Origin of the sequence: Vibrio rarus, assembly GCF_024347075.1 — a bacterium.
GTDB lineage: Bacteria > Pseudomonadota > Gammaproteobacteria > Enterobacterales > Vibrionaceae > Vibrio > Vibrio rarus.
In genome coordinates, this window is sequence record NZ_AP024900.1 from 2439798 (window position 1) to 2452255 (window position 12458).

A 12458-nucleotide genomic window follows, 5' to 3' on the forward strand; every position below is an offset into this window, starting at 1 on the left:
TTATGGAAAAGACATATAACCCACAATCTATCGAACAAGATCTGTACCAGACTTGGGAAGAAAAAGGCTACTTTAAGCCACACGGTGATACCACTAAAGAATCATACTCCATCATGATCCCACCACCGAACGTCACCGGTAGCTTACACATGGGTCATGCATTCCAAGATACCATCATGGATACGCTGATCCGTGCTGAGCGCATGAAGGGTAAAAACACCCTTTGGCAAGTCGGTACTGACCACGCTGGTATCGCAACCCAAATGGTTGTTGAACGTAAAATTGCCGCAGAAGAAGGCAAAACCAAACACGACTACGGCCGTGAAGCGTTCATCGACAAAATCTGGGAATGGAAAGGCCAATCTGGCGGCACTATCACTAAACAGCTTCGTCGTCTTGGAGCATCTGTTGATTGGGATCGCGAACGATTCACTATGGATGACGGCCTATCGGCTGCCACTCAAGAAGTGTTTGTGCGTCTTTACGAAGAAGACCTAATCTACCGCGGTAAACGTCTCGTTAACTGGGATCCGAAACTGCACACTGCCATTTCAGATCTTGAAGTTGAAAACAAAGATAAAAAAGGCTTCATGTGGCATTTCCGCTACCCGCTAGCCAATGGCGTTAAAACCGCCGATGGTAAAGACTACATTGTTGTCGCAACGACTCGCCCTGAAACCATGCTTGGTGATACTGGCGTTGCCGTTAACCCTGAAGATCCTCGCTACAAAGATCTTATCGGTAAAGAAATCCTGCTTCCTATTGTAAACCGTCTTATCCCTATCGTGGGCGATGAGCACGCAGACATGGAAAAAGGCACGGGTTGTGTGAAAATCACCCCAGCTCATGACTTTAACGATTACGAAGTAGGTAAACGCAACAAGCTACCAATGATCAATATCCTAACGTTTAACGCGGATATTCGTGATGCGGCTGAAGTCTTCACTACTAACGGTGAAGAAAGCGATGTTTACTCAACTAAACTTCCAGCTAAATATCACGGTATGGAGCGCTTTGCTGCTCGTAAAGCCATCGTTGCTGAGTTTGATGAGCTGGGTCTTCTTGAAGAAATTAAAGATCACGACTTAACCGTACCTTACGGTGATCGTGGCGGCGTCGTTATCGAACCTATGCTAACGGACCAATGGTATGTACGTACCGCGCCTCTTGCAGAACCTGCGGTTAAAGCGGTAGAAGACGGCCAAATCCAGTTTGTTCCTAAGCAATACGAAAACATGTACTTTGCGTGGATGCGTGACGTGCAAGACTGGTGTATCTCTCGTCAACTTTGGTGGGGACATCGCATCCCAGCATGGTATGACAACGACGGTAAAGTATATGTAGGTCGCACCGAACAAGAAGTGCGTGAAAAACACAACCTAGCGCCTGTTATCGTACTGAAACAAGATGATGACGTACTGGATACTTGGTTCTCTTCTGCACTTTGGACGTTTGGCACACAAGGCTGGCCTGAAGATACGGAAGCACTAAAAGCCTTCCACCCTTCTGAAGTTCTCGTATCAGGTTTTGATATTATCTTCTTCTGGGTTGCTCGTATGATCATGATGACCATGCACTTCGTTAAAGACGAAGATGGCAAACCACAAGTACCATTTAAAACTGTTTACATGACCGGTCTTATCCGCGATGAAAACGGCGATAAAATGTCTAAATCTAAAGGTAACGTACTTGACCCAATTGATATGATTGACGGTATCGACCTTGAATCTTTAGTTGAAAAGCGCACTGGTAACATGATGCAGCCTCAACTAGCGAAGAAAATCGAGAAGGACACTCGTAAGACATTTGAAGGCGGTATCGAACCATATGGTACAGATGCCCTTCGTTTCACCCTTGCTGCTATGGCCTCTACTGGCCGTGACATCAACTGGGACATGAAGCGTCTTGAAGGTTACCGTAACTTCTGTAACAAGCTATGGAACGCTAGCCGTTACGTGCTGATGAACACAGAAGAGCACGATTGTGGTATGTCTTTATCTGTAGAAGAACGTGGCAACATGGAATTCTCTCTTGCGGACAAGTGGATTGAATCTCAGTTTGAAGTTGCAGCGAAAGAGTTTAACGCTCACCTAGACAACTATCGCCTAGATATGGCGGCAAACACCCTTTATGAGTTCATCTGGAACCAATTCTGTGACTGGTACTTAGAACTGACTAAACCGGTTCTTTGGAAAGGCACTGAGGCGCAACAGCAAGCCACTCGTTACACCTTGATTACGGTTCTTGAGAAGACACTGCGTCTTGCTCACCCTGTTCTTCCTTACATCACAGAATCTATCTGGCAGAGCGTTAAGCCGCTAGTAGATGGTGTTGAGGGCGAGACTATCATGACGCAAGCGCTTCCGCAGTTTAACGAAGCTAACTTCCATGCTGAGATCGTTGACGACATCGAATGGGTTAAGACTTTCATCACCGCTATCCGTAACCTACGTGCGGAATACGACATTGCACCAAGCAAACCCCTTGATGTTATGCTAAAAGCGGCTGACGACAACGATGCTGCGCGCCTAGAAGCGAACAAAGCAGTATTGATGTCTCTTGCTAAGCTAGACAGCATTGAACTGCTTGCAGAAGGCGCTGACACACCAGCTTGTGCAACATCACTGGTGGCTAAGTCTGAGCTAATGATCCCAATGGCTGGTTTAATTGATAAAGACGCTGAACTTAACCGTTTAGCGGGCGAAATCAAGAAAACGGAAGGGGAGATCAAACGCATCGAAGGCAAGCTGAATAACCAAGGCTTTGTAGCTAAAGCTCCAGAAGCAGTTGTTGCCAAAGAGCGTGAAAAACTCAACGCCTATAAAGAAACATTGAGCAAACTTGCCGAGCAACAAGCGACTATCGCTGCGCTGTAATCGGCGAGATCGGGTAAAACCGAGATCGAATAGCACATAAGTGGATAAAAGGGTTGGCATTGCCAACCCTTTTTTTTGAAAAGAAGACAGAGTTCATAGACGCGTCTTATGACACTAGTTACATTAGGGTTATTATACTAATCGTAGTCATTTACTGATCATTCTAGCTTATTAAAATATTGATAAGAAAGAGAAAATATTGATAAGCCATTATGCAGCAATCAAGGGCTGCGCTCTGTTAGCCTGTACTTTAACTCACCCAAATACGCTATGACTGACTGCGGTTAGTCTTATTTTCTAGGCTAAAGTGCAAAAAAGTGGCGATTAAAAAACCTCTTGACTAAATGATAATGATTATCAATACTATTTAGTAACCTAACCTTTACTGGTCACTGCCATGAAAAAGACACTTAGCTTTGCAACGCTGCACTTCTCTATCGCTTTCACCGTAGCTTACATACTTACCGGTGATATTATTCTGGGCAGTTTGATCGCCATGATTGAACCGAGTGTCAATACCGTCGCTTTCTACTTTCATGAAAAAATCTGGAATAGCGTTCCCTTTCTAAAGGCCAAACAGGCTTATTCGCGCATTAAAACATCTAGCTTTGCGGTGGTGCATTTTAGCGTGGCATTCACTGTAGTGTACTTGATCTCTGGTGACGCCCTAGTCGGCGGCCTACTGGCACTTATAGAACCTAGTATCAACACTTGCGCTTACTACTGTCATGAACGCTTATGGAGAAAGTACTTTTCTCCGGCAACGCCTACCCTACACCATGCTTAAATAATGTTATAACAGACACAAAAAAGCTCGCTAAGTTAGCGAGCTTTTTTTAGAAATTAACTATTTAGAAAGTACGAATTACTCTTCTTCGTCTTCTTCATCGTATACTAAGGCGTCTTCCCCTTCGTAATACGTACCCCAACCGTCATAGATGATGTCGTATTTTTCGGCCAAGTTAATTAACGTTGCCACTTGCTGATCGATCAACTCAGGATCTAACGTACACGTCATAGTTGCATCACAGCACAATAACTTATCGCCATCTTCATCTTCGGTTTCTTCTGCTTCTAATACTTCAAAACCCATCTTGAAGGCTTCAACCACTGCTTTTTCTAACGCTTCAAACGTTTCAGCAAAAAGGTGATGTTCAATTTCATACAAAGCATCAGGTTCACTACCGTCTTCAAGTAACGCGGCGATGATGTCGCGTGTCTCTTCTTTCTGAAATGCGATAAGTTCTTCGACTGATAGATACTCTTCCACTTGTGACATGGGTGTGCTCCCGAGCAGGTAAAAATAATAGATTTATATACGGACGAAATATGGCACGGTTCGAGATTAAATACCATATCTTGGCTCAATCTTCGGCCAGATTTCTCAATTACTGCGCCCCTAAACCGCTTCAACTTGCAAGTTACGCTCATCCTTGCCATAAAGGAGTAAATAATATGAACAAGGATGCATAATGAGTAAGCTGTACGTCGGCTCGGAAGTGGGACAACTGCGCCGTGTTTTACTTAATCGCCCAGAGAGGGCACTTACCCACCTCACCCCCTCAAACTGCCAAGAGCTTCTTTTTGATGATGTCTTAGCTGTAGAGGAAGCGGGTAAAGAACATGATATTTTCTCCTTAACCCTACAAAGCCAAGGGGTAGAAGTACTACTACTGCATGATCTACTCGCGGAAACTTTAGCCATTTCAGAGGCGAAACAATGGCTGTTGGCCAATCAAATATCGGACTTCCGCTATGGCCCAACCTTTGCCGCAGAGCTTCGCCACTATCTGCATACTATGGATAATGACCATTTAGCCACAGTATTAACCGGAGGATTGGCCTACTCCGAACTCTCCATACAGTCTGCTTCTATTTTACCGAAAATGCACGGCGCTTTAGATTTTGTCATTGAGCCTTTACCTAACCACCTCTTTACCCGAGATACCTCGTGTTGGATTTATGGGGGTGTCTCTCTTAACCCTATGATGAAAGCGGCCAGAAAAAGGGAAACCAACCACCTGCGTGCCATTTACCGCTGGCACCCTACTTTCGCCAATCAACCTTTTAGCAATTACTTAGGCAATCACAACGCCCACTATGACAACACCAATATTGAAGGGGGCGATGTATTGGTCATTGGTCGTGGCACGGTATTAGTAGGACTGTCAGAGCGCACCACAGCGCAAGGAGTGGAAAACTTAGCTCAGGGCCTATTCAATAGCGGCCAAGCTACACAAGTGATTGCGCTAAAACTGCCTAAGACTCGCTCTTGTATGCATTTAGATACTGTGATGACACAACTGGATATTGACACTTTTTCTATTTATCCTGAGGTAATTAATACCAAGGTAGAAACTTGGGTTCTCAAGCCCACCGCAACGGGGGGTATTCAAGCAACTCAAGCCCGCTCTTACGTCGATACCATTCAAGATGCGTTAGATTTACAGTCGCTAAAAATCATCACCACCGGGGGTAATAGTTACGAAGCCGAACGAGAACAATGGAACGATGCCAACAATGTTCTCACGGTGAAACCGGGAGTGGTCATTGGTTATGAACGTAACATTTATACCAATGAAAAATACGATGATGCGGGTATTAAGGTACTGACTATTCCAGGTAATGAATTGGGCCGAGGACGTGGGGGAGCTCGCTGTATGAGTTGCCCAATAGAAAGGGACCCCATATAACAAAATGAATTTGCATTTGATTTAATAGCATTTCTATGCAATAAATCACTCTAACATCTAATGAGAGAACTACTATGGCCTACAACTTAAGAAATCGTAACTTCCTAAAACTTTTAGATTTTACTGCAAAAGACATTCAGTTTTTGCTAGAACTTTCTGCTGAACTAAAAAAGGCCAAGTATGCAGGAACTGAGCAAAAGCGATTATTAGGAAAAAATATTGCTCTGATCTTTGAAAAATCGTCAACTCGAACCCGTTGTGCGTTTGAAGTTGCTGCGTTTGATCAAGGAGCGCAAGTTTCTTATTTAGGCCCATCAGGTTCTCAAATTGGTCATAAAGAATCCATGAAAGATACCGCTCGCGTATTAGGCCGTATGTATGATGGTATTGAATATCGTGGCTTTGGTCAGGAGATTGTCGAAGAGCTCGGTGCTTTTGCCGGCGTGCCAGTGTGGAACGGTCTTACCGATGAGTTTCATCCAACACAAATTCTAGCGGACTTCTTAACGATGCAAGAACATGCCAGAGGTAAGCACCTACATCAAGTAAGTTTTGCCTACCTAGGGGATGCTCGCAACAATATGGGTAACTCTCTCATGGTTGGCGCTGCAAAAATGGGCATGGACATCCGCTTAGTGGCACCAAAATCTTACTGGCCTGAACAAGAGCTAGTTGAGCAGTGCCAAGACATTGCCCAAGCAACGGGGGCAACAATCACTCTAACCGAAGATGTAGCATCTGGGGTTAAAGGTTGTGACTTTTTGTATACCGATGTTTGGGTCTCTATGGGTGAACCTGCCGAAGCTTGGGAAGAACGCATTGCCATTATGAAGCCTTATCAAGTGAACATGGACACTATTAAGGCGACGCAAAACCCGTATGTTAAGTTCATGCATTGTCTGCCGGCGTTCCATGATGATCAAACCACCGTTGGCAAAGAGATCGCTGAAAAATTTGCTATGCAAGGCTTAGAAGTGACCGACGAAGTGTTTGAATCTGACTACTCAATTGTGTTTGATGAAGCGGAAAATAGAATGCACACCATTAAGGCAATCATGGTGGCCACCTTAGGCAGTTAATTGTAACGCAAACGCTTGCGCTCGCATAACTAGTGCGTATAATTCTCCCAAGTAATAGGAGGTTTGTATGCCGCACCGTAGCATTCACAATGTGGTCATCAAGCACAGCGCAGGCTGTGAGCGACTCCTATTTATTCAGAATTGATTGTAGCCTCCCTTTATAGGGGGGCTTTTTTGTGCGTACATCAGGGGAAAAAACCATGCAAAATACGCTTTTCAACAAGCATATTATCTCCATTCCAGAGTTAAACCGCGAAGAGCTAGAGCTTATTGTGCAGACTGCTGGAAGTCTCAAATTAAACCCTCAGCCAACCTTGTTGAAAAACAAAGTCGTTGCCAGTTGTTTTTTTGAACCATCCACACGCACACGCCTCTCTTTTGAAACGGCGATCCAGCGCGTCGGTGGCGATGTCATAGGCTTTGATAATGCCGGTAATACCTCCCTTGCCAAAAAAGGTGAAACCTTAGCGGATTCAGTACAAGTTATTTCAAACTATGTGGATGCTTTTGTGATGCGTCACCCTCAAGAAGGTGCTGCTCGACTTGCTTCTGAGTTTTCCAATAATGTACCTGTAATTAATGCCGGTGACGGTTCTAACCAACACCCAACGCAAACGTTGCTCGACCTATTCTCTATCTACGAGACTCAAGGACGCTTAGATAACTTAAACGTTGCGTTTGTGGGGGACTTAAAATACGGCCGCACGGTTCACTCTCTGACTCAAGCTCTGGCTAAGTTCAATAATGTACGTTTTTACTTTATTGCCCCTGAAGCTTTAGCTATGCCCGATTATATCTGTGAAGAACTCGACGAAGCAGGCATTCAATACAGCTTGCATACCGATATGGAAAGCGTGATCCCTGAGCTGGATATTCTGTATATGACCCGAGTGCAAAAAGAGCGTTTTGATGAATCAGAATACGCGCACATTAAATCCGCTTACGTGTTAACCGCTGCACTGCTTACCGAAGCGCGTGATAACCTCAAAGTATTGCACCCACTGCCTCGCGTTGATGAAATTACCGTCGATGTAGATAAAACACCGCATGCTTATTACTTCACACAAGCAGGCAACGGCGTTTACGCTCGTGAGGCCTTACTTGCTCTTGTTCTTAACCAAACTCTGTAATAGAGGAATTTAACCATGACTAAACAAACTCAATTACAAGTTGAAGCGATTAAAGACGGCACTGTTATCGACCATATTCCTGCACACGTAGGGGTTAAGGTGCTTAAACTTTTTTCTATGCACAAATCCAATGAACGCGTCACTATTGGCCTAAACCTGCCTTCATCGGCTCTTGGGGCCAAGGACATTCTAAAAATTGAAAATGTGTTCATTACCAAAGAACAAGCTAATAAATTGGCTTTGTACGCGCCTTACGCCACGGTGAATCAAATTGAAGATTACAGTGTCGTGAAAAAACTGGAGCTTGAACTGCCTAGCACAGTAACGGGTGTTTTCGCTTGCCCTAACAGCAATTGCATTACCCATGGCGAACCTGTAGAAAGCCATTTTAATGTGATCACAAAGAAAGAGAATATTCGGTTAAAGTGCAAATACTGTGAAAAAGTTTATTCACGAGAAGTCGTCACTGAGTTATAAATAGAAATCAATAAATACACTAGAAATGAGAAAATAAAACAATGACCAAAGTACTTCACACTGACAACGCTCCTGCAGCAATCGGTCCTTACATTCAAGGTGTAGATCTCGGTAGCATGGTAATGACATCGGGACAAATCCCAGTAAATCCAAAAACTGGCGAAGTATCAGAAGACATCGCAGAGCAGGCTCAGCAATCACTAGAAAACGTGAAAGCCGTCGTTGAAGCTTCAGGTTTAACCGTTGCTGATATTGTTAAAATGACAGTATTTGTCAAAGACTTGAATGATTTTGGAACCGTTAACGAAGTTTACGGCAAATTCTTTGATGCGCATAACGTTGCTAACTACCCTGCACGCTCATGTGTAGAAGTAGCTCGCCTACCTAAAGATGTTGGTATTGAAATCGAAGCGATTGCGGTTCGTAAATAAGCCTATGTTATACCAATCGTACTCAATAACTGGTCATTCTAGCTTGTTAAAACACTCGATAACTGCGTTAGAATTTTTGATTGTAGAATAACTACTTATCGAAAGATTCTGCCTTGTTTTCGAGCATTTTTCCTGCGCTATTTCTGACCACTTACTTCGTGTGATTGGTATTATAGGTAGCAAAAAGGGAGCTTACGCTCCCTTTTTTAATGTATAGATTAGGCTTTCTATCCCTAGCTAACTTCCAGTGGCTGGCGTGTTTTTTACACCGTCGGCTGCGTTTCTAGCGTCCACTTCTTCATCCAGTTGTTTTAGCTTTTCTGCCATTTGATTGCGACATACTTCCGCTAATTTGCGCACATCAGCCTTGCTGTACTGTGTTGTATCAACCGCTGGCAACATCTCAATAATGACATGGCCGTTATTCCAGCGGTTCAACTTCACTTTATCTTGTGTGGTACTGCACACAATAGGAACGACTGGGGTTTCTGCACCAATTGCAGTGTGAAAAGCACCGGTCTTAAACGGCAGTAAGCCACGACCGCGAGAGCGTGTACCTTCAGGGAACATCCATACAGATAAGCGCGTTTGCTTCATCTTATCAACAACCTGATCTATGGTGCCTTTCGCCTTTGAACGGTTAGCACGGTCGATCAGAATATTACCTGTGACCCAATACAGTTGGCCAAACAAAGGTATCCACAACAGGCTTTTCTTACCGACGGTCACCACATTCGGTGTTACCGCAGATGACACTGTGAATAAGTCCCAAGTGTTTTGGTGGTTGGCGATATAGGTTGCTTGACCGCGCTTGTAGGCATCTTGCGGCATGCGCAGTTCTAACTTAATACCAAATACGCGGTGCATAGCGCCAAAGTAGCGACCAAAGGTAAAGACGTGTTTTGGGTTTCTTGGGCTAAATAGGCAGTAGCCACAGCCAAAGACAAACATCAATATAGCAAAAACAAATACCAAAAAAATGCGCAGTAAAGCAATCATTATCTAATTCCTAGCGATATTCTTCGCCGTTTAATTGTCATCCCCAACATTATAAAATCTTGAGGCTATTATCCTAAATGTGTTTAGGTTGGTACGAAACCTAGCGTTAAACTTATACCGTCACGGATGGTGACTGGTAGTAGGGCGCAAGCCAAGTGCATATTGTTGCTCAAAAGAACGATGAATAACAGCAAATCGTTGGCGATCAGTTTACCAAATAAAAAAGCCGAAACCACACGGTTTCGGCCTAATAGTGAGCTAAATTTTGCTAATTAACCACGAAAGCGTTCAATATTGGCACCTAACAAACTCAGTTTATGCTCAATTCTGTCGTAGCCACGATCAATATGGTAAATACGATCAACTATGGTTTCCCCTTTAGCGATACAACCTGCAATCACAAGACTTGCTGAAGCACGTAAATCCGTTGCCATAACTTGAGTTCCGCTCAAGCCTTCGCTATCACCACAAATCACTGTGTGCCCTTCTATTTCTGCTTTTGCGCCCATGCGTTGCAGTTCAGGAACGTGCATGAAACGATTTTCAAAGATGGTTTCTGTGATAACACCGCCGCCTTTAGCCATCATATTCAGCAAGGTAAATTGTGCCTGCATATCCGTTGGGAAGCCTGGGTGTGGCGCGGTACGAATGGTAATGGCTTTTAGCTCACGACCTGTCATATCTACCGAGATCCAATCTTCGCCCGTTTCCACTTTAGCGCCCGCTTCTTCAAGCTTAGCCAATACGGCTTCAAGTAGGTGCGCTCGAGTATTACGACAAACCACTTTACCGCCAGAAACTGCAGCGGCTACTAAGAAAGTGCCGGTTTCGATGCGATCAGGAACAACTGTATGCTCGCCGCCACCTAGACGCTCAACACCTTCAATGGTGATGGTGTCTGTGCCCGCGCCGCTGATTTTTGCCCCAAGCGCAATCAGGAAGTTGGCGGTATCGACAATTTCAGGTTCGCGTGCTGCGTTGTCTAATCGAGTGATACCTTTTGCTAGGGTTGCCGCGCTCATTACGGTAATCGTTGCCCCTACGCTGACTTTATCCATTACGATATGTGCGCCGGTAAGACGACCGTCTACTTTAGCTTTCACGTAGCCGTCTTCAAGAACGATTTGCGCGCCAAGTTGCTCAAGACCTTGAATATGCAGATCCACTGGGCGAGCACCGATGGCACAGCCACCTGGCAAGCTCACTTGACCTTCACCAAATCTTGCTACTAATGGACCTAGTGCCCAAATAGAAGCGCGCATGGTTTTTACTAGGTCATACGGAGCGCAAAACTCATTAATGTTTGATGGGTCTATATTTAGCGTCGTGCTATCACCGTCTCGTGATGCTTTAGCACCTAACTGTTGTAGCAAGGCCATGCTGGTGTCGATGTCACGCAATTTAGGCACGTTGTGTAGCACTAATGGCTCTTCGGCCAAGATGGCTGAAAATAAAATAGGTAGGGCGGCATTTTTAGCCCCAGAAATCAAAACCTCTCCACTTAGGGGAGCTGAAGAGCCTGTTACTCGAAACTTTTCCATGGTACTTCCTTAAAGCGACATTAGTTTTTTATCACGCTGCCACTCATCAGGAGTAAAAGCTTTAATTGATAAGGCGTGAATATCATTACGTTGTATGTACTCCACTAAAGGAGCGTAGATGAGTTGCTGCTTTTTAACTCGGCTCATGCCTGCAAAAGATTCATCAACAGCAATGACTTCATAATGACTGCCTTCACCTTTTACATGAATTTCTGCTAGCTGCAACGCATCATCGAGCAACTTCTTTACTTGTGTACTATCCACTTTTATCCTCAATTTCGATTTCTATATGCCCCGCCAATAATGGCATGGCATTACTTACTTCAAATAATGTAAGCAGTTTATTTGGTACAGATCGCAACATTATATGGCAGTGACAATTTTTTGCATGTTCAATTGTGTGCAGAATCAGAGCCATTGCAGCAGAATCTGGAGTTTTTACCTCTGCAAAACTGATTTCCACTTGTTCTGCTTTAGGTTGCCAGTGCGATATTTGTTTCCACAGTTGTGGAATAGTATTGCGATTCAGCACGCCACTTAACTGGACATGCTGGTCATCAATTATGTTCCAAGCCGTTTGACTGATCATTTTTTAGCTGCATCATAATGAATCGGAGTTTGCGATAGGCGCTGTAATTTTTTAGTCACCGCCGGCAGACCTTCGGTACGAATTTGACTGCCCCACTCTGATTGTTTGCTCGTTAATAAGCTGACACCTTCTGCAACCATGTCAAAGGCTTGCCATTGATTGGTTTTTTTATCTTTACGCCATTTAAATTCTAAATTAATTGGCGGTCTATTACCGTCAATAATTTTTACTGGAATAGCGACAATGCGCTGATCGTCACGAATAGGACGCGGTGCTGTGTACTGTATATCTTGATCTTTATATTGAGTCAGTACCTGCGCGTACGCTGTCACTAAATAAGCACGAAATGCCACCAGAAACTCTTTTACTTCTGCTTTATCGGCTTTTCTTAAATAATTACCCAGAACTTTTAAGCCCGCATAGCGGTCATTAACGTAGGGCATCAACTCTTCTTCCACCACCACTTTTAGCTCATCAGGGGAGGCTCTTAATTGAGTCTGTTCGGCTTTAAGTCGAGCAAAGGTGTTACCACCAACAAACTCCATCATTTCATAAGGCTTGGTTTTATCTATGGTGTTTCCCCAAGCAATGGCTGAAGAGAACGCTAATACTAATACGATAAATCTACTGATAATTTTCATGA

At 44.1% G+C, this 12458-nt stretch carries 13 protein-coding genes; 7 read left to right on the plus strand and 6 right to left on the minus strand.

Features of this window, described 5'->3' with window-relative positions; translation table 11 throughout:
- Positions 1 to 2 precede the first annotated feature (2 nt).
- Both OCU56_RS11110 and OCU56_RS11115 read left to right on the plus strand, forming a co-directional pair.
- Positions 3 to 2876, plus strand: coding sequence for a valine--tRNA ligase (locus OCU56_RS11110; RefSeq protein WP_261873276.1), 2874 nt, complete (start codon positions 3 to 5; stop codon positions 2874 to 2876).
- A gap of 397 nt (positions 2877 to 3273) precedes the next feature.
- Positions 3274 to 3663 carry a DUF2061 domain-containing protein gene (locus OCU56_RS11115; RefSeq protein ID WP_261873277.1) on the plus strand — a complete coding sequence of 130 codons (390 nt, stop codon included), beginning with the start codon at positions 3274 to 3276 and terminating at the stop codon, positions 3661 to 3663.
- 78 nt (positions 3664 to 3741) lie between these two features.
- On the opposite strand, the gene rraB is transcribed toward OCU56_RS11115, so the two are convergent.
- Entirely contained in the window at positions 3742 to 4155 is a 414-nt protein-coding gene (gene rraB / locus OCU56_RS11120) for a ribonuclease E inhibitor RraB (RefSeq protein WP_261873278.1), read from the minus strand.
- Positions 4156 to 4348: 193 nt separating this feature from the next.
- Here rraB and arcA point away from each other — a divergent pair, with 193 nt between their 5' ends.
- The 5 genes from arcA (at position 4349) to OCU56_RS11145 (ending at position 8686) form a co-directional block, all read left to right on the plus strand.
- Positions 4349 to 5569: an arginine deiminase gene (gene arcA / locus OCU56_RS11125; protein WP_261873279.1), complete on the plus strand. Its 1221-nt coding sequence runs from the start codon at positions 4349 to 4351 to the stop codon at positions 5567 to 5569.
- A gap of 74 nt (positions 5570 to 5643) precedes the next feature.
- Positions 5644 to 6648: an ornithine carbamoyltransferase gene (argF, locus tag OCU56_RS11130; RefSeq protein ID WP_261873280.1), complete on the plus strand. Its 1005-nt coding sequence runs from the start codon at positions 5644 to 5646 to the stop codon at positions 6646 to 6648.
- A 200-nt stretch (positions 6649 to 6848) separates the two neighbouring features.
- The gene (gene pyrB / locus OCU56_RS11135) at positions 6849 to 7778 is read left to right on the plus strand and encodes an aspartate carbamoyltransferase (RefSeq protein ID WP_261873281.1); all 930 of its coding nucleotides are present in this window, start codon (positions 6849 to 6851) and stop codon (positions 7776 to 7778) included.
- A gap of 15 nt (positions 7779 to 7793) precedes the next feature.
- Positions 7794 to 8255: an aspartate carbamoyltransferase regulatory subunit gene (gene pyrI, locus OCU56_RS11140; RefSeq protein ID WP_261873282.1), complete on the plus strand. Its 462-nt coding sequence runs from the start codon at positions 7794 to 7796 to the stop codon at positions 8253 to 8255.
- 41 nt (positions 8256 to 8296) lie between these two features.
- Positions 8297 to 8686 (plus strand): RidA family protein, encoded by a 390-nt coding sequence (locus tag OCU56_RS11145; RefSeq protein WP_261873283.1) that lies wholly within the window; start codon positions 8297 to 8299, stop codon positions 8684 to 8686.
- Between the two features lie 237 nt (positions 8687 to 8923).
- On the opposite strand, the gene OCU56_RS11150 is transcribed toward OCU56_RS11145, so the two are convergent.
- The 5 genes from OCU56_RS11150 to mlaC all read right to left on the minus strand — a co-directional run bounded on the left by OCU56_RS11150 (position 8924) and on the right by mlaC (position 12456).
- Complete coding sequence (locus OCU56_RS11150; protein WP_261873284.1) at positions 8924 to 9685, minus strand: 1-acylglycerol-3-phosphate O-acyltransferase; 762 nt, start codon at positions 9683 to 9685, stop codon at positions 8924 to 8926.
- A gap of 272 nt (positions 9686 to 9957) precedes the next feature.
- Positions 9958 to 11226, minus strand: a complete 1269-nt coding sequence (gene murA, locus OCU56_RS11155; RefSeq protein WP_261873285.1) for a UDP-N-acetylglucosamine 1-carboxyvinyltransferase — start codon at positions 11224 to 11226, stop codon at positions 9958 to 9960.
- Positions 11227 to 11235: 9 nt separating this feature from the next.
- Positions 11236 to 11490, minus strand: a complete 255-nt coding sequence (gene ibaG, locus OCU56_RS11160) for a BolA family iron metabolism protein IbaG (RefSeq protein ID WP_261873286.1) — start codon at positions 11488 to 11490, stop codon at positions 11236 to 11238.
- Positions 11483 to 11815, minus strand: a complete 333-nt coding sequence (locus OCU56_RS11165) for an STAS domain-containing protein (protein WP_261873287.1) — start codon at positions 11813 to 11815, stop codon at positions 11483 to 11485. The genes ibaG and OCU56_RS11165 overlap by 8 nt, the downstream gene beginning before the upstream one ends.
- On the minus strand, positions 11812 to 12456 hold the full coding sequence (gene mlaC, locus OCU56_RS11170) for a phospholipid-binding protein MlaC (RefSeq protein ID WP_261873288.1): 645 nt from the start codon (positions 12454 to 12456) through the stop codon (positions 11812 to 11814). Before mlaC ends, OCU56_RS11165 begins: the two co-directional genes overlap by 4 nt.
- Positions 12457 to 12458 lie beyond the last annotated feature (2 nt).